Consider the following 16,351-nt stretch of genomic DNA (forward strand, 5'->3'; position numbering starts at 1 on the left):
CCGACCTTCGTCAGCGCTGCCGTCAGCGTCGTCTTGCCGTGATCCACGTGACCAATCGTGCCGACGTTGACGTGCGGCTTGGTGCGTTCGAATTTACCCTTTGCCATGCGCGCTAAACCCCGATGGAGTCAATGAATTGGAGAAAACTGCCCATTTCGGGGCTGACCATGACGGTCGAATGAGTGGTGCTCATGACAGGAATCGAACCTGTGACCTCTTCCTTACCAAGGAAGTGCTCTACCGACTGAGCTACATGAGCAAAGTTTTTGCCATCCTCCATGATGGCGAAGAACAGACCGGCATCCTGCCGGACTCTTCAAAAAAGCGTCGACCCCTGCAACACCTGCACCGGTCGACTTGCCTAGCGGATGCAGCGCAATGGAGCGGAAGGCGGGAATCGAACCCGCGTAATCAGTTTGGAAAACTGATGTTCTACCATTGAACTACTCCCGCCCTGCGCGGAACTCTTGCTGGTGGAGGGAGGTGGATTACTCCGGGCATCCTGCCCTCCGCCCCTCCGGGGCCGCGCCGCTTTCGCGTCGCGTTCAAGATCGCTTCCAGCGATCTTGTCGAACCACGGCGGCGGATCTCATCCACCTCCACGGTCCTGCATGTCGGATCTCTACAAACTTGATTACCGATGGCACTCAAGCTGGTGGAGGGAGGTGGATTCGAACCACCGAAGGCGTAAGCCAGCAGATTTACAGTCTGCCCCCGTTGGCCGCTTGGGTATCCCTCCAACAAAGAACGCGTATTGTGTGGATCGGACCCCGAGCTGTCAACACCTTGCGGCGTCGCTTTCGCACGCGGAAGCGATTTTTCGCGGGTGTCCTCAGTCCAGCGAAGCCGCGTGCAGATCGACCAGTTGCTCCATGCCCTTGGACAACTCCAGCAGCTGTTTCGCCTGCGTCTGCAGCCGGCGCTCGTTGTCGTCGCGCGGCTCCCAGCGCGGCACCGGGGTTGGCTTGCCGTCCGGGCTGTCGAGCGCCACGAACACCATCACGCAGCTGGTCGCCAGGCGCTGCTCGTCCTTGCGCAGGTCACGCGCCAGCACGTCGACCGCCAGGTGCATGCTGCTGGTGCCGGTGTGGATCAGGCGCGCGCGCACCGTGACCAGGTCGCCGATCAGGATCGGCGCCACGAACTGGATCCCGCTGACCGAGGCGGTGACGCAGTACGCCCCGCTCCAGCCCACCGCGCAGGCGTAGCCCGCCTGGTCGATCCACTTCATGGCCATGCCGCCGTGCACCTTGCCGCCGAAATTGACGTCGGTGGGCTGGGCGAGGAAGCGGAACGTCACTTCGTGCTGTTTTCCGGACATGGGGCTGGCGTCTCGTGGGCGGAATCCGAAGCCGGGATTATGCCTGAGCGCACGCCTTTGCCCGCGTCGGCACACGATCCGTCGGCTTGCGGCCCGCCCCGCTTCGTGGCTAGATGCTGGTCAGGGAAGCAGGGGAGCCATCCATTGGTCATGCGCAGCATTGCATCGCGGATGGCGCTGTGGGTCCTGATCGGCTCCACCCTGGTGCTGGCAGCCATTGGCGCCTTGTTGCTCAGCCTGACCCGCACGCAGATCCTCGAACACACCCACCATGAGGCAGCGGCCCTGGCGGCCAGCGCCGGCAGCCAGATCCAGGCTCGTATCGACCGTGTCGCGGTTTCCGCGCGGATGCTCGCCGCGATCATCGCCACCCGCCAGGACGACGCCGAACCGCTGCTGCGCGACACCCTGGCCGCCAACCTGGACATGGACGGGCTGGCCGCGGTATTCAGGCCTTCGCCGAATCCGGCCAACGCCCCGCCGTACTCGCCGTTCGTGAGCCGGCTGGACGACGGCACCCTGACCAGCCGCGACCTCGCGCGCGACGCCAGCCTCTACTGGAACAGCAACTGGTTCCTCGGCGGACTCGGCTGCGGCAACGGCTGCTGGCAGCGACCGTTCTTTTCGCAGTCCCGGCACCGCCTGCTGATCAACTACTCGGTGGCGATCAGTCGCAACGGGCACCCGGTCGGCATCATCAACGCCGACGTCACGCTCGACTGGCTGCACCAGATACTCGGCAGCCTGGCCAAACCCGAGGGCGCCTATGCCTTCGTGCTGGACAGCGACGGCGACTACCTGGCGCACGACAACCCCGATCTGGTTGGCAAGCGCGGCATGGCGGCCCTGCTCAAAGTGCTGGCCAGCGACCGGCCCGAGTCGACGCGCCTGCCGGTGGCGCAAAACCCGCGCGCGCACGGCGCGGTCTGGGTTTATTCCGCCCCGATCGAAGGTACCCGTTGGCGGCTTGGCCTGGTGGTCCCGGAATACCAGATCTATGCCGGCGTCAGGCGCATCTTCCTGCTGAGCCTGGCCCTGGGCCTGCTGGCCCTGCTGGGCGTCGCGCTGATCACGCTGCTGACCATCCGCCGCACGATGGCGCCGCTGGGGGTACTGGCCGACCGCGCCGAGCACGTCGCCCGCGGCGAGCTGGATTTCGAGCTGCCGCCGCCGCGCCGCCCCGACGAAGTGGGGCGCCTCACCCAGTCCTTCGACCAGATGCGCCGCGAACTGGCCCTGCACCTGGAGGACCTGGCCCGGGTGGCGCGCGAAAAACAGCGGCTGGCCAGCGAACTGGAGATCGCCCACCAGATCCAGATCGGCCTGCTGCCGAGCGAGCACTATCTCGACGCCGTCTGCGCCTATTTCGAACTGCACGCGGCGTTGCGCCCGGCGCGGGCGGTCGGCGGCGACCTCTACAGTTATTTCATGCTCGATCCGCAGCGCTTCTTCGTGATGGTCGGCGACGTCTCCGACAAGGGCATTCCGGCCGCCCTGTTCATGGCGCAGACGATCACCCTGGCCAAGGCGCTGGCGCCGCGCGCGCAGACCCCGCAGAACCTGCTGCGGCTGCTCAACCTCGAACTTTGCCGCGGCAACGACAGCTGCATGTTCGTCACCCTGCTGTGCGGCTTGCTGGATACCGGCAACGGCAGCCTGGTGCTCGCCAGCGCCGGACACGAGCCGCCGATCCTGTGCGGTCGCGGCGCGCCGCAGCTGCTGGACTTCCCCACCGGCGCGGTGCTCGGGCTGTACGAGGATTCCGACTACCCGGAACATCGCCTGCGCCTGCGCCAGGGCGAGACCCTGCTGATGTATACCGACGGCATCACCGAAGCCAGCGACCACGAGCAGCAGATGTACGGCATCGAGCGCACCGTGGAAAGCCTCGCCCAGGTGCCGCCGACGGCCCCCACCGCCGGCTACATCGAACGGCTGCTGGGCGACGTGGACCGTTTCGTGGCGGAGGCCGCACAGGCCGACGACATCACCGTGCTGGCGCTGACCTGGCATGGCGCCACGGCGCCGAGCACCGAGATGTGTATCGGCAACCAACTGGCCGACGTGTTCGGTGCACTCGACCGTTGCGAGAACCTGCTGCAGGAAGCCGACGTGCCGGCCGTGTTGCGCGGGGACATGCGCCTGGTGCTGGAGGAGCTCATGGTCAACACGGTCGAATACGGCTATCCCGACGGGCGCCCCGGCCAGATCCGCATCTTGCTGCAGCCGCAGCCGGATGCCGTCGCGATCGAGTTGATCGACGATGGCGTCGCCTTCGACCCGCTGCAGTCGGCTACCCCGGACCTCACTGGCGACCTCGCCGACCGTGAACAGGTCGGCGGTCTCGGCATCCATCTCGCGCGCACCATGGCCAGCGAAATGCGCTATACACGGGATGCCGACGGCAACTACCTGCTGCTTCGCTTCACCTACCCGAACCTGGACGGATCCCCGCCATGACGCTCAGCCTGCACCACGAATTCTCCGCACCCGATCGTGTCGTCGTGCACGTGGGCGGCCGCCTCGACGCGATGACCTTCGGCGAACTCGATGAAGCCATGCTGGCCCTGCTGCCCCGACTCGGCGACGGCGGCACCGTGGTGGTCGACCTGGCCGGGCTGGAATACGTCAGCAGCGCCGGGTTGCGCAGCTTCGCCAGGATCCGCAAGAGCATGCGCGCCCGCAACGGCCACACCCTGCTGCTGAACCCGCAGCCGCAGGTGCGCAAGGTGTTCGACATCGTCAAGGCGGTGCCGGTGAACGAGGTCTTCACCAGCACGCAGGAACTCGACGCCTACCTGGACCGCATGCAGCGGCAGATCACCGAAGGCGACGACGACGCCTGAGCAGCACGCCGTCAGCGTGCCGGCTCGGGCAGCGCCAGCGGATCGCCGCTGTAGATCGCTACGTGCGGCACGCCATCGGCGCCGATCCAGCCGCGGTACATGCCTTCGGTGTTGAACGGCATCGCCACGCTGCCGTCGGCGCCCAGGACGATCGCACCGCCATCGCCGCCCATCTGCGGAATCTCGTCGTTGATCACCGTCTGCCCGGCCTGCTGCGCCGACTCGCCCAGCATCGCCATGCGCAGGCAGATCTCGCGCGCGGCGGAAACCCGAATGTAGAACTCGCCCCAGCCCGTGCCTGAGACCGCGCAGGCGGCGTTCGCATAGGTGCCGGCACCGACGATCGGCGAATCGCCGACGCGGCCGTAGCGCTTGTCGGTCATGCCGCCGGTCGAGGTCGCCGCGGCAAGGCGGCCCGCGCCATCACGCGCCACCGCACCGACCGTACCGAAGTGTTTCAGTGCGGCAAGCCGTGAGCCGAGCTTCTCGCCCGCCGCGCCTTCCTTCAGCGCTTTCTGCAAATCCTGCCAGCGCTTCTCGGTGCGAAAATATGCGGGATCGACCAGCTTGACGCCCTGCTCGACGGCGAACTTCTCCGCACCCGCGCCGACCATCATCACGTGCGGCGAACGCTCCATCACGGCGCGCGCCAGCAGGATCGGATTGCGCACCCGATGCACACCCGCCACGGCACCGGCGGCCAGCGTCGAGCCGTCCATGATCGACGCATCCAGCTCGTTCTTGCCGTCATGCGTGAACACCGCGCCACGGCCCGCGTTGAACAGCGGGTCGTCTTCCAGTACGGCGATCGCGGCGGTCACCGCATCCAGCGCCGGCTTGCCCGCCTTCAATCGCGCATGGCCGTTGCGCAGCGCCAGCTCCAGCGCGGCGCGCGCCTGTGCCTCGATCTGCGGCGTCATCTGCGCACGCTCCACCCCGGCGCCGCCATGGATCACCAGCAGCGGCGGCACCTCGCCATGCATATCCAGCTTGCCGCCGCGCACATCGGCAATCGTCTCGAACACCGGCCGCTGCACGCTGAGGTCGCGCAGGTCGATCCGGCTTTGCGTGCCGATGCCGGTCACCCGTACGCCGCGATAGTCCAGCGGCTTGCCCGCTTCGATCCGCTCAGGTTGACCTTGCGGACGCAGCAGCCAGGCAAAACCGTTGTTCAGTGTGAACACCCGGCCGCTGCCGTTGCCATCGACGGCCAGCACCGTCCCTTCATCCACGCCCAGGCCAACCACGTCCGGATGGCCTTCATGCCGCAGCCGGGCGACGAAGGCGATCAGCCGGCCCTGCCGTTCGCGTGCATCGAAGTGGGTGTCGGTGATCACCTGCTGCAGGTACGGCATGTGCAGGAAACCGTCGACCAGGGTGACGCCCTTGCCCAGCGGATCGCGCAAGGCCTCTTCCGAAACCATGCTGCCGCCATCCAGCGCACCGTAGGCATGGCCGCCGAGAATCGCCAGGCCGGCGCTGCTGCCGCCGATCGGCTTGCCCTCGGCCACGTGCCGGTCCAGCAGCGTGTTCAGCGGCGTGCCTTTCCAGAACCGCACGTAGTTGGCCTGGTCGCCGCCGGCAATGAAGATGCCGTCGGCCTGCCGCACGACCTCCAGTACTTTCGGATCGCTGGCCGCTGCGCGGCTGTGGAACACCAGCGTCTGCACCGAGGCCACGCCGCCGACGTCGTGGTACAGCTCCTTCTGCAGATCGTCGTCGCCGGATGCGCGCAGTATCACGAAATGGCCGTGGCCGCCCTTCGCCGCCAGCCAGGCGAACGCCTGGTGCGGCCACTCGCCGCCGCCCATCAGCAGCAGCGCCGGCTCGGTAGCGCCGGGCCGGGCCGCCTTGAGATCGCCGACCTGGTAGTACTCGTAGCCATCGCGTACGGCGGCCGGATCCACCGCTTTGGCCAGCGCGTTGGTGCCGATCACCGCCAGACCCAGAGCCAGCAGGCAGGAAGCAGCGGGACGCAGGAAGACGGGCAGTTTGAGCGGAAGCATCAGTCGATATCCCGAGCGAAGGTGGTATGGGAAAGCGTCAAAAGCGCGGCGCACTCAAAACCGGGACGAACCGGCGCAGCGTTTCCCCCATGGCTGTATTTCCACTGCGGATTGACGCTAAGGTCGCCGTGTGGACGACTCCCTCAACAGCTGGTTTGCCCGCGAAATCCTCGTGCATGAGAGCGCGCTGATGCGCTACCTGCTGCGCAGCTGGTTCCGCCGCGAAGAGATCCACGACCTGCGCCAGGAAATCTACGTGCGCGTTTACGAGGCCGCGGCGAAGGCCCGACCGGCGATGCCGAAATCCTTCATGTTCACCACCGCACGCCACCTGATGACCGACCGGCTGCGCCGCGGACGCGTCGTCTCGATCGAGGCCGTGGGTGATATCGACGCGCTGAACGTCTTGATAGACGAGATCTCGCCGGAACGGCGATTGGGCGCACGGCAGGAGCTGAAGCGCCTGACCGACGCATTCGACCGCCTGCCCGACCGCTGCCGCGAGGTGGTCTGGCTGCGCCGGGTCGAGGAGCTGTCGCAGAAGGAAGTAGCGGCGCGCATGGGCATCAGCGAGAAGACGGTGGAGAAGCAGGTCGCCAAGGGTGCGCGCCTGATCGCGGAATATTTCCATGGCGGCAGCCACGCGCGTCGCCCGGCCCACGGTGACGCGATGGATACCGCATACGAGAACGGACATGGCCAGCAGCAGGGAGATTGAACATACCGCCGCCGCCTGGCTCGCCAGGCGCGATGCCGGCGACTGCAGCGAACGCGACCGGCAGCAGCTGGACGCGTGGCTGGACGCGTCCGTGGCCCACCGCGTCGCCTTCATCCGGCTCGACGCAGCGTGGCGGCAGAGCGACCGGCTGAAGGCACTCGGCGCCGGCGTACCTGCGGGCGTGGTACCGGCGCGTGGCAGCTGGACGCCCTCACCGTTCGGCAACGCCGATGAGCCTGCGGACGAACCGCGCCATCCGCACCCGACGCACACCGACGCCGATTCGCCCCGCCGCATCCCTCGCCAGCATCGCGAACAACGTCGCAGCCTGCTTCGTCATTTCGCGGCCGCCGCGGCGCTGGCACTGGTCGTGTCGCTGGCGCTCGGCTGGCGCCACTACGCCGCGGTGGAGCAGGCGTCGTACCGCACGGCGATCGGCGACCTGCAGGAAGTGCCGCTGGCCGACGGCTCCACCGCCACCTTGAGCAGCGACAGCCGCATCCTGGTCACCCTGTCGCACGGCGAGCGCCATGTCGACCTGCAGCAGGGCGAGGCATTCTTCGCGGTGGCCAAGGACCCCGCGCGGCCGTTCGTGGTCAGCATCGGCGGTCGTCGGGTGACGGCCGTCGGCACCCGCTTCTCGGTGCGCCGCGACATGGCCGACCTGCGCGTGGTGGTGACCGAGGGCCTGGTGCGGCTGGAATCGGATCGCCTCCCGAACGGCCTTCGCCAGCCCACCACCCTGCTGCCCGCCGGCAGCGTGGCGCTGGCCAGCGATGCCGGCGTGGTGGTGCACTCCGGTTCGGTGCAGCAGGCCGAGGAATACCTGAGCTGGCGCAGCGGCTTCGTCAGCTTCCACGACACCCCGCTGGCCACCGCCGCCGCCGAGTTCAACCGCTACAACACCCGCAAGATCGTGATCGGCGATGCCAGCGTCGGCGCCATGCGCGTGGGCGGCAACTTCCGCTGGTCCAACACCGACGCCTTCGTGCGGCTGCTGGCGCAGGGCTTCCCGATCAAGGCCCGCCAGCAGGGCGACAGCATCGTGCTGACCCGGCGCTGACGCCAGCACGCGGCAACCGGAGTGTGGGGGGATTTGCGTCGCCCGTTCGTCTCGGAAATACATGGCGCACATCGTGTGCGCCCACCTGGGGAGAGGTGACGATGATCCGTTCGCTACGCGGCGCGATGTTCGTGCTGGCTTGTTCGGTGTCCACCATGGCATCCGCGCAAACCGCTGCAGTCCGACCAATCGACATCCCGGCCGGTGACCTGGTCACCGCGCTGGATACCCTGGCCCGCCAATCCGGCGCGCAATTCATCTACCAGGCCGACCAGCTCCGGGGGCTGCGCACCTCCGGCGTGCATGGCTCGCTGTCGGCGGACGACGCGCTGGGGCGGTTGCTGGCCGGCAGCGGCTTCACCGTCCACCGCGACGACTCCGGCGCCGTCGTCATCGTGAAGGGCGCCAGCCAGCCGGCCCAGCCGCCGGCACCGCCCGCCCCGGCCAGCAGCCGCAGCGCGGCCGCAGCAGACCCGCAGGAAGCTACTCGGCTGGACGAGATCCAGGTCACCGGCTCGCGCATTCCGCGCGCGCAGATCGAGGGACCGGCGCCGGTCACCGTGATCACCGCCAGCGACATCAAGGCCAGCGGCTTCGCCAGCGTGCCCGACGTGATGCGCGCGATCACCCAGAACGGCGGCGAAACGCAGAGCCAGCAGTCGTCCAGCGGCGCCGACTTTTCCCCGGGCGCGGAACAGGTGGACCTGCGCGGCCTCGGTCCCAACCACACCCTGGTGCTGGTCAACGGCCGACGCATCGCCGACTTCCCGCTGCCGTTCAAGGGCCGCAGCAACTTCACCGACATCTCCAACATCCCGATCGGCATGATCGAGCGCATCGAGGTGCTCACCGGCAGCGCCTCGGCGGTGTACGGTTCGGACGCGATCTCCGGCGTGGTCAACTTCATCCTGAAGCAGCGCGCCGACGGCACCACCATCGACCTGCGCTACGGCGACACCACCCGCGGCGGCGGCGAGTCGTACAAGCTCAACTTCTCCACCGGCTTCTCGCACAACGACTTCAACCTGGTGTTCGGCGCCGAGCTGATCGAGCAGAAGCCGCTGTGGGCGTACCAACGCAAACTGCAGGACTCCACCGCCGACGCGCCCACTGCGCGCTCGCAGGTGCCGCGGCGCACCTTCCTCAACGGCGACTGGAACGACGACTACATCGACCCGGGCCAGGCCACCTGCGATGCGCTGGCGTATCTCAACGGCGGCACCACGGTGTACGCGAACCGGCCGCGCTACGGCAATTTCTGCGGCAGTGCCGAGTCGATCGGCTACGGCACCATCCTCAGCCAGCGCCGCGGCATCAACACGTACACCTCGGCCAATTTGAAGATCAACGACACACTGTCCTGGTTCGGCGACATGCAGCTGGGCTACAGCAAGGTCAGCCTGTTCCGCGACGTCGAGCAGTGGAACTACCAGGCGCCCGACGGCAACGAGGACGGCTATTTCTACAACGCGCACAGCGGCGGCATCGAGAACTGGTACCGCCAGTTCACGCCGGAAGAAATGGGCGGCCTCGACCGCGGCATGATCAAGAACACGCAGAAAACCTTCAGCCTGACCACTGGCTTCAAGGGCACGTTCGGCGAACGCTGGGACTACGAAGCTGCGTTCAGCCACTCGCAATACAAGGCGCTGATCAGCTGGCCGCAGACCGTGGCGGCGAAAGCCAACGACCTCTACCTCGGCCCGCAACTCGGCGTCGACGCCGACAGCGGCCTGCCGATCTTCGACGCCGACCCGACCCGGCTGTATACGCCGTTGACCCGGGCCGAATACGACTCGGTCACCGCGCGCACCAACTATCACCCCGAGTCGCGCAGCGACACGCTGGCGTTCACCCTCACCAACACCGACCTGTTCCAGCTGCCGGCCGGGCCCGCCGGTTTCGCCGGCGTGGTCGAGTATGGCAACCAGGCCTACGACCTCAACCCCGACCCGCTGGCCACGCAGTACTACTACTACAGCTGGAAGGACTCCGACGGCCACGGCAGCCGCAACCGCTGGGCCGCCGCCGGCGAGCTGCGCCTGCCGCTGCTGGACACGCTCAACCTCAGCCTGGCCAGCCGCTACGACCAGTACCGTTTCTCCGGCCACAAGACCGGCAAGCTGACCTACAGCACCGGCCTGGAATGGCGCCCGTTCGATACACTGCTGCTGCGCGGCTCGTACGGCACCGCGTTCCGCGCGCCGGACCTGCATTACATCTACGCCGGCATCGGCAACGACGAGACCTCGGGCAACGACTACTACCGCTGCCGCACCGAGGAAGCGGGCGTCGACATCACCGACTGCGACTATGCGGGCGAGGGCCTGATCCGCACGCGCCAGGGCAACCACGACCTCGATTCCGAGACCAGCACCTCGTGGACCACCGGTTTCGTGTGGTCGCCGACGCCGAACCTGGACTTCTCGGTCGACTACTTCAACATCCGCATGCGCAACCAGGTGCAGGACCTCAGCACCGACCGCATCCTGCAGCTGGAAGCGAATTGCCGCATCGGCACCGACGTCAACGGCAACGCGGTCGATGCGAATTCGCCCAGCTGTGTGGACGCGATCTCGCGGGTGAACCGTTACCCGACCAGCAGCGCGGTCGACCCGGGCGGCCTGTACGGCATCTTCGTCAACCCGATCAACGTCGCCAACGAGCGCACCAGCGGCATCGACGCCAGCGCGCACTACAAGCTGGAAACGGCGGTCGGCACGTTCCGCTTCAGCGGCAACCACACCTGGACCCGCAATCACCTGTTCCAGCAGTACCCGGGCGACGCCACCCTGGATGAACTGGCGGTCAACAGCGGCTTCGACATTCCGCGTGAGAAAACCAGCGCCAGCGTGTCGTGGGAGCGCAAGGCCTGGTCGGCGACGCTGTTTGGCATGCGCCTGGGTCGCCTGCCGAACTCGGATTCGTACGACCAGATCGTGGACACCTCGGCCGGTGAGCCGGCCTGGGTCCACGCCACCTATCGCTACAACGCCTCGATCCAGTACAAGTTCAGCGATCACGCGCAGCTGTCGCTGGCGGTGGACAACCTGCTCGACAAGATGCCGCCACGCGACCCCAGCTACACGTCGTACCCGTACTACGACATCTCGTGGTTCGACGCGGCCGGACGCAGCTACTACCTGCAGTTCACCTACAAGTTCGGCGGCAGCAAGCTCTGAGCGAACATAAAAAAGCAGCGCGCCCGCGGGCGCGCTGCTTTTGCGGACAGAACCGGCTCAGACGTTGAACAGGAAGTGCAGCACGTCGCCGTCCTTGACGATGTATTCCTTGCCTTCCTTGCGCAGGCGACCGGCGGCGCCGGCGCCGGCTTCGCCCTTGTACTGGATGAAGTCGTCGTAACCGATCGTCTCGGCGCGGATGAAGCCGCGCTCGAAGTCGGTGTGGATCACCCCGGCGGCCTGCGGTGCGGTGGCGCCGCGCTTCACCTGCCACGCGCGCACTTCCTTCACGCCCGCGGTGAAATAGGTCTGCAGGTCGAGTAGTTTGTAGCCGGCGCGGATCACCCGGTTCAGGCCCGGCTCGTCCAGGCCCATGTCCTTGAGAAACTCGTCGCGGTCGGCCTCGTCGAGCTGCGCCAGTTCCTCCTCGATCGCCGCGCACACCGGCACCACTTCGGCGCCTTCGGCGACGGCGCGCTCGCGCACGGCGTCCAGCAACGGGTTGTTCTCGAAGCCGTCGTCGGCGACGTTGGCGATGTACATCAGCGGCTTCAGGGTGAGCAGGAACAGGTCGCGCACCAGCGCCTTCTCTTCCTCGTCCAGGCCCAGGCTGCGTGCGGACTTGCCTTCGTTGAGGCCGGCCGAGAGTTTCTGCAGCACCGGCTTCTTCGCCAGCGCTTCCTTGTCGTTCGCCTTGGCCGCGCGCTCGGCGCGGTTCAGCGCCTTGTCGACCGACTCCAGGTCGGCCAGCGCCAACTCGGTGTCGATCGTGTCGATGTCGGAGAGCGGATCGACCTTGCCGGCGACGTGGATCACATCGCCCTCGAAGCAGCGCACCACGTGGGCGATCGCGTCCACCTCACGGATGTGCGCCAGGAACTTGTTGCCCAGGCCCTCGCCCTTCGACGCGCCCGCGACCAGCCCGGCGATGTCGACGAACTCCACCGCAGTCGGCACCACCTTCTGCGGGTTGACGATCTCCGACAGCGCGTTCAGCCGCGGGTCCGGCACCGGCACCACGCCGACGTTCGGCTCGATCGTGCAGAACGGGAAGTTCGCCGCGGCGATGCCGGCCTTGGTCAGCGCGTTGAACAGGGTGGACTTGCCGACGTTGGGCAGACCGACGATGCCGCATTTGATGCCCATTTGAACTCCGGGATTCGGGATTGGGGATTGGGGATTTGGAAGAGCGGGCCGCCGTGTTTTGACGAATCCCCAATCCCGAATCCCCAATCCCGGCTATTTCGTATGCAACTGCTGCATCGCCTTGTCGAACTGGCCGTCCACTGCCAGCGGCAGCACGTCCAGCGCGCGGGCGATGCCGTCGAGGATCGCGTCCTCGTCCGTGGCCGACGGCCGGCCCAGCACCCACGGCGTGACCTGGTCGCGGTGGCCGGGATGGCCGATGCCCACGCGCAGGCGATGGAACTTGCCGTGGCCGAGGTGGCCCATGATGTCGCGCAGGCCGTTCTGGCCGCCGTGGCCGCCATCGAACTTCAGGCGCACGGTGCCGGGCGGCAGGTCCAGGTCGTCATGCGCGACCAGGCACTGCTCCGGCTCGATCTTGTAGTAGCGCAGCGCCGAAACCACGGCGATGCCGCTCTTGTTCATGAAGGTGGCCGGCTTCAGCAGCCAGACCGGTTCGCCGCCGAGGCGCACGCGGCAGGCCTCGCCGTGCAGCTTGCCATCGAAGGCGAAGCGCTCGCCCTGTCCGCTGGCGAGGGCATCAACTAGCCAGAACCCGGCGTTGTGCCGGGTTCGGAGGTATTCGGCACCGGGATTGCCCAGCCCGACGATGAGTCGCAAACCAGCCATGCGGACAAGCAGCAGTGCCGGTCCGCGCTCCGGCGGAGCGCGGACCGACGCGGCTTACTTCTTGTCGTCCTTCTTGGCCGGCGCGGCAGCAGCGGCAGGCGCAGCTGCGGCCGGCGCAGCAGCCTCGGCGGCCGGCGCTTCCTCGGCTTCTTCCTGCACGGTGTTGGCCGTGACCACCGCGATGTCGTGGCCTTCGCCGCCATGCAGCGCGACCAGCTCGACGTTCTTCGGCAGCTTCAGCTGCGACAGATGGATGATGTCGCCGGGCTTCAGGTCGACCAGGTCCAGTTCGATGGCCTCGGGCAGGTCCTTCGGCAGGCAGGTGATTTCCACTTCGGTCAGGTTGTGCGAGATCACCACGCCGGAAGTCTTCGCCGCCGCGGACTTTTCCTTGTTCAGGAAGTGCAGCGGCACGCTGACGCGGATCGCCTGCTTCTCGTTCACGCGCAGGAAGTCCATGTGCATCATCAGCTGCTTGAACGGATGCTTCTGCCAGTCACGCACCAGCACCTTCTGCACCTTGCCGTCGACGTTCAGATCGAGCACCGAGGAGAAGAACCACTCGTTCTTGGCGGCGAGCAGGATGGTGTTGTGCTCGATCTGGATGCTCTCCGGGGCCTGCCCGGCGCCGTACACGACGGCCGGCACGAAGCTCGCATGACGCAGGCGGCGGCTCGCACCTTTCCCCTCGTCCTTGCGGCTTTGCGCCTTGATTTCATGAGTCTTGGACATTTCGTTGCTACCTTGGTTGGTGTTTGCCGCCTCGCGGCGACTGGTTGACTTCCCCGCGACCAGGAAAGTCGGGTTTACCGGGATTTGGGATTCGAGATTCGGGATTCGTCAGAGCCGATGCCGGCGCTTTTGCGAATCCCGAATCCCCAATCCCGAATCCCTGCCTCAATCTACATAGAGCGAACTCACCGACTCGCCGAAGGCGATGCGGCGAATGGTTTCGGCCAACAGCTCGGCGACCGAGAGCTGGCGGATCTTGGCGCAGGCCTGCACTTCCGGGCGCAGCGGCAAGGTGTTGGTGACCACCAGCTGGTCGAGCTGGGAGCCTTCGATGTTGCTGATCGCCGCACCCGACAGCACCGGATGCACGCAGTAGGCAACCACCTTGCGGGCGCCGCGCTCCTTCAGAGCCGCAGCCGCCGCACACAGCGTGCCGGCCGTGTCGACGATGTCGTCGACCATCACGCAGGTCTTGCCGTCCACGTCACCGATGATGTTCATCACGGTGGACACGTTCGCGCGCGGACGACGCTTGTCGATGATGGCCAGATCGGCATCGTCCAGCCGCTTGGCAATGGCCCGTGCACGCACCACGCCACCGACGTCCGGACTGACCACGATCAGGTCTTCCATGCTGTAGCTGCGCCAGATGTCGGCCAGCAGCACCGGCGAGGCGTACACGTTGTCGACCGGAATATCGAAGAAGCCCTGGATCTGGTCGGCATGTAGGTCCACCGTCAGCACCTGGTCGATACCGGCGGCGCCGATCATCCTGGCCGCCAGCTTGGCGGTGATCGGCACCCGCGCCGAACGCGGCCGGCGATCCTGCCGGGCATAACCGAAGTACGGGATCACCGCGGTGACGCTGGCCGCCGAAGCGCGCTTCAGCGCGTCGGTCAGCGCCAGCAGCTCGAACAGGTTGACCGCGCTCGGCGCGCCGGTCGGCTGCAGCACGAACACTTCCTGCTTGCGGACGTTCTCCTCGATCTCGATCTGCACTTCGCCGTCGCTGAACGTGCCGACCAGCGCCTTGCCCAGCGGCACGCCCAGGCGATGGGCGACATCCTCGGCCAATGCACGATGTGCGTTACCGGTAAACAGCATCATCGGGGTGGACGTGTCCACAGTGGTTACCTCGAAACTTGGCCATCATGAAATGGCTGGGGCGGCAGGATTCGAACCTGCGAATGCGGGAATCAAAATCCCGTGCCTTAACCAGCTTGGCGACGCCCCAGTGATATTTGTGTATCTGCTCGTGCCTGATCCGTCTCTGCCGCCGCCGTCACGTCGCGCCCCGGTGGCGCGCCGATGCCTCATGCAAGGGTGACACGTCGACACCCGTGGCGACATGCGCCGTGAACGCCGCCGGACATTGCCGGGCCACCGCCTGCGCCCGCTCCAGCGAACGCAGCTCCAGGAACACGCAACCGCCGCTGCCGGAAAGCCGCGCCTGACCGAAGCCGCCCAGCCAGTCCAGCGCCGCGGCCACCCGCGGGTGCCGCGCGCGCACCACCGGCGCAAAGGCGTTTTCCGTCGTTTCGCCGGAAGCAAAGGATGAAATTGTCGCCCGCGGGGCATTTCGTGTCAATTCAGGCGCTTGAAAAAGCGCGGCCGTCGGCACCGGCTCGCGCGGGTCGAGCACCACGTAATGGCGCGACGGCAAGGCCAGCGGAGTGAGCTGCTCGCCGATGCCCTCGGCCCAGGCTGAACGGCCGCGCACGAACACCGGCACGTCGGCACCGAGCTGGCGCCCCAGTTCCGCCAGTGCATCCTCGCCCAGGCCCAGCTGCCACAGCTGATTCAGCGCCACCAGCACGGTCGCCGCGTCGGAACTGCCGCCGCCCAGCCCGCCGCCCATCGGGATGCGCTTGTCCACTTCGATGTCGGCACCCACCGGCGTGCCAGCCCGTTCCTGCAACAGCCGCGCCGCGCGCACCACCAAGTCGGCGGACTCGGGCACGCCCGGCACGTCGCGCGTGCGCCGGATCAGGCCATCGTCGCGCACCCGCAGGCGCACTTCGTCGCCCCAGTCGAGCAAGCGGAACACCGTCTGCAGCTCGTGATAGCCGTCCGCCCGCCGCCCGACGATGCGCAGGAACAGATTCAGCTTGGCCGGCGCCGGCCATACCGTCCATTCGCCGGACGCAGGCGGCGGCAACGGCCGGCTCATGAACACGCGCAGAGGGTCGGGAAAGCCGTTCTCGCGATCGCGCTGGCGCGCAAACGCAAACGACGGATCGTTCTTGTCGACCGTGGCAAACCCGTGTTTCGCGTAGAACGGGGCATTCCACGGCACATCGGCCAGCGTGCCCAGGTCCATCCGCCGGTAGCCGGCCGCACGCGCCCACGCGCAGGCGTGTTCGAGCAGGGCCGCGCCGATGCCGCGCCGGCCGTATTCCGGCAGCACATCGATCTCGGCGATGCCGGTCGCGCCATCGGCCAGCTCGGCATCCAGCCAGACAAAGCCGACCGGTTCGCCCGCCCCGTCCAGCGCCGCCCAGACCAGGCCGCGGCCGATCGCCTGGTGCAGCAGCTCCGGTGGGATCGACACGGCCGCATAGCTAGGCCACGCCGGGTGGCCGCGGAACAGCTGCACGGCCTTGCGCTCGATCGCGCACAAGGCCTCGACCTGGCTGGGGTCGGCACGTTCGATCGGGAAGGACATGCG

The 16,351-nt window shown here is 67.1% G+C and carries 13 protein-coding genes, 4 tRNA genes, 1 other RNA gene and 1 pseudogene; 5 read left to right on the forward strand and 14 right to left on the reverse strand.

What is annotated here, in order from left to right; translation table 11 throughout:
• From ASG75_RS06730 to ASG75_RS06750, 6 genes are all read right to left on the reverse strand, one after another.
• A partial coding sequence (locus ASG75_RS06730) for a GTP-binding protein (RefSeq protein WP_082547523.1) occupies positions 1–107 on the reverse strand: 107 nt, incomplete at its 3' end.
• Between the two features lie 76 nt (positions 108–183).
• Positions 184–259: transfer RNA gene (locus tag ASG75_RS06735), tRNA-Thr, on the reverse strand.
• Between the two features lie 120 nt (positions 260–379).
• Positions 380–453, reverse strand: a tRNA-Gly gene (locus ASG75_RS06740).
• Between the two features lie 18 nt (positions 454–471).
• Positions 472–614: non-coding RNA, RtT sRNA (locus ASG75_RS15925), on the reverse strand.
• A gap of 39 nt (positions 615–653) precedes the next feature.
• Positions 654–739: transfer RNA gene (locus ASG75_RS06745), tRNA-Tyr, on the reverse strand.
• A 93-nt stretch (positions 740–832) separates the two neighbouring features.
• Entirely contained in the window at positions 833–1,321 is a 489-nt protein-coding gene (locus ASG75_RS06750) for an acyl-CoA thioesterase (RefSeq protein WP_056387088.1), read from the reverse strand.
• A 150-nt stretch (positions 1,322–1,471) separates the two neighbouring features.
• Between ASG75_RS06750 and ASG75_RS06755 the strand changes: the two genes are divergently transcribed.
• Complete coding sequence (locus ASG75_RS06755) at positions 1,472–3,781, forward strand: SpoIIE family protein phosphatase (RefSeq protein ID WP_235580163.1); 2,310 nt, start codon at positions 1,472–1,474, stop codon at positions 3,779–3,781.
• Positions 3,778–4,167, forward strand: coding sequence for an STAS domain-containing protein (locus tag ASG75_RS06760; RefSeq protein ID WP_056387092.1), 390 nt, complete (start codon positions 3,778–3,780; stop codon positions 4,165–4,167). Before ASG75_RS06755 ends, ASG75_RS06760 begins: the two co-directional genes overlap by 4 nt.
• An 11-nt stretch (positions 4,168–4,178) precedes the next feature.
• Here the strand turns inward: ASG75_RS06760 and ASG75_RS16625 are convergent, their stop codons facing one another.
• The gene (locus ASG75_RS16625) at positions 4,179–5,150 is read right to left on the reverse strand and encodes an isoaspartyl peptidase/L-asparaginase (RefSeq protein ID WP_056389096.1); all 972 of its coding nucleotides are present in this window, start codon (positions 5,148–5,150) and stop codon (positions 4,179–4,181) included.
• A gap of 225 nt (positions 5,151–5,375) precedes the next feature.
• Positions 5,376–6,173: pseudogene (locus ASG75_RS16630) on the reverse strand (cyanophycinase); the annotation flags it as partial.
• A 130-nt stretch (positions 6,174–6,303) separates the two neighbouring features.
• On the opposite strand from ASG75_RS16630, the gene ASG75_RS06770 reads away from it, so the two are divergent.
• The 3 genes from ASG75_RS06770 (at position 6,304) to ASG75_RS06780 (ending at position 11,136) form a co-directional block, all read left to right on the forward strand.
• Positions 6,304–6,891, forward strand: a complete 588-nt coding sequence (locus ASG75_RS06770) for a sigma-70 family RNA polymerase sigma factor (protein ID WP_157616916.1) — start codon at positions 6,304–6,306, stop codon at positions 6,889–6,891.
• Positions 6,869–7,954: a FecR domain-containing protein gene (locus tag ASG75_RS06775; protein ID WP_056387094.1), complete on the forward strand. Its 1,086-nt coding sequence runs from the start codon at positions 6,869–6,871 to the stop codon at positions 7,952–7,954. The genes ASG75_RS06770 and ASG75_RS06775 overlap by 23 nt, the downstream gene beginning before the upstream one ends.
• A gap of 101 nt (positions 7,955–8,055) precedes the next feature.
• Complete coding sequence (locus tag ASG75_RS06780) at positions 8,056–11,136, forward strand: TonB-dependent receptor (RefSeq protein ID WP_082547525.1); 3,081 nt, start codon at positions 8,056–8,058, stop codon at positions 11,134–11,136.
• Between the two features lie 57 nt (positions 11,137–11,193).
• Here the strand turns inward: ASG75_RS06780 and ychF are convergent, their stop codons facing one another.
• The 6 genes from ychF to ispE form a co-directional block, all read right to left on the reverse strand.
• Complete coding sequence (gene ychF, locus ASG75_RS06785; RefSeq protein WP_056387096.1) at positions 11,194–12,282, reverse strand: redox-regulated ATPase YchF; 1,089 nt, start codon at positions 12,280–12,282, stop codon at positions 11,194–11,196.
• 93 nt (positions 12,283–12,375) lie between these two features.
• The gene (gene pth / locus ASG75_RS06790; protein ID WP_056387098.1) at positions 12,376–12,951 is read right to left on the reverse strand and encodes an aminoacyl-tRNA hydrolase; all 576 of its coding nucleotides are present in this window, start codon (positions 12,949–12,951) and stop codon (positions 12,376–12,378) included.
• 54 nt (positions 12,952–13,005) lie between these two features.
• Positions 13,006–13,683, reverse strand: a complete 678-nt coding sequence (locus ASG75_RS06795; protein WP_056387100.1) for a 50S ribosomal protein L25/general stress protein Ctc — start codon at positions 13,681–13,683, stop codon at positions 13,006–13,008.
• Positions 13,684–13,848: 165 nt separating this feature from the next.
• The gene (locus ASG75_RS06800; protein WP_200935675.1) at positions 13,849–14,790 is read right to left on the reverse strand and encodes a ribose-phosphate diphosphokinase; all 942 of its coding nucleotides are present in this window, start codon (positions 14,788–14,790) and stop codon (positions 13,849–13,851) included.
• A 50-nt stretch (positions 14,791–14,840) separates the two neighbouring features.
• Positions 14,841–14,917 (reverse strand) — tRNA-Gln (locus ASG75_RS06805).
• Between the two features lie 48 nt (positions 14,918–14,965).
• On the reverse strand, positions 14,966–16,348 hold the full coding sequence (gene ispE, locus ASG75_RS06810) for a 4-(cytidine 5'-diphospho)-2-C-methyl-D-erythritol kinase (protein ID WP_056387102.1): 1,383 nt from the start codon (positions 16,346–16,348) through the stop codon (positions 14,966–14,968).
• Positions 16,349–16,351: the final 3 nt, after the last annotated feature.

It is taken from the genome of Rhodanobacter sp. Soil772, assembly GCF_001428385.1.
Lineage (GTDB): Bacteria > Pseudomonadota > Gammaproteobacteria > Xanthomonadales > Rhodanobacteraceae > Rhodanobacter.

Excerpts from the sequence above, each read along its gene's own strand:
- ASG75_RS06750 (WP_056387088.1), bottom strand. The coding sequence starts at position 1,321 with ATGTCCGGAAAACAGCACGAAGTGACGTTCCGCTTCCTCGCCCAGCCC.
- ASG75_RS06755 (WP_235580163.1), top strand. The coding sequence starts at position 1,472 with ATGCGCAGCATTGCATCGCGGATGGCGCTGTGGGTCCTGATCGGCTCC.
- ychF (WP_056387096.1), bottom strand. The coding sequence starts at position 12,282 with ATGGGCATCAAATGCGGCATCGTCGGTCTGCCCAACGTCGGCAAGTCC.
- ASG75_RS06795 (WP_056387100.1), bottom strand. The coding sequence starts at position 13,683 with ATGTCCAAGACTCATGAAATCAAGGCGCAAAGCCGCAAGGACGAGGGG.
- ispE (WP_056387102.1), bottom strand. The coding sequence starts at position 16,348 with ATGTCCTTCCCGATCGAACGTGCCGACCCCAGCCAGGTCGAGGCCTTG.
- ASG75_RS06780 (WP_082547525.1), top strand. The coding sequence starts at position 8,056 with ATGATCCGTTCGCTACGCGGCGCGATGTTCGTGCTGGCTTGTTCGGTG.
- pth (WP_056387098.1), bottom strand. The coding sequence starts at position 12,951 with ATGGCTGGTTTGCGACTCATCGTCGGGCTGGGCAATCCCGGTGCCGAA.
- ASG75_RS06775 (WP_056387094.1), top strand. The coding sequence starts at position 6,869 with ATGGCCAGCAGCAGGGAGATTGAACATACCGCCGCCGCCTGGCTCGCC.
- ASG75_RS06800 (WP_200935675.1), bottom strand. The coding sequence starts at position 14,790 with ATGATGCTGTTTACCGGTAACGCACATCGTGCATTGGCCGAGGATGTC.
- ASG75_RS16625 (WP_056389096.1), bottom strand. The coding sequence starts at position 5,150 with ATGCATGGCGAGGTGCCGCCGCTGCTGGTGATCCATGGCGGCGCCGGG.
- ASG75_RS06760 (WP_056387092.1), top strand. The coding sequence starts at position 3,778 with ATGACGCTCAGCCTGCACCACGAATTCTCCGCACCCGATCGTGTCGTC.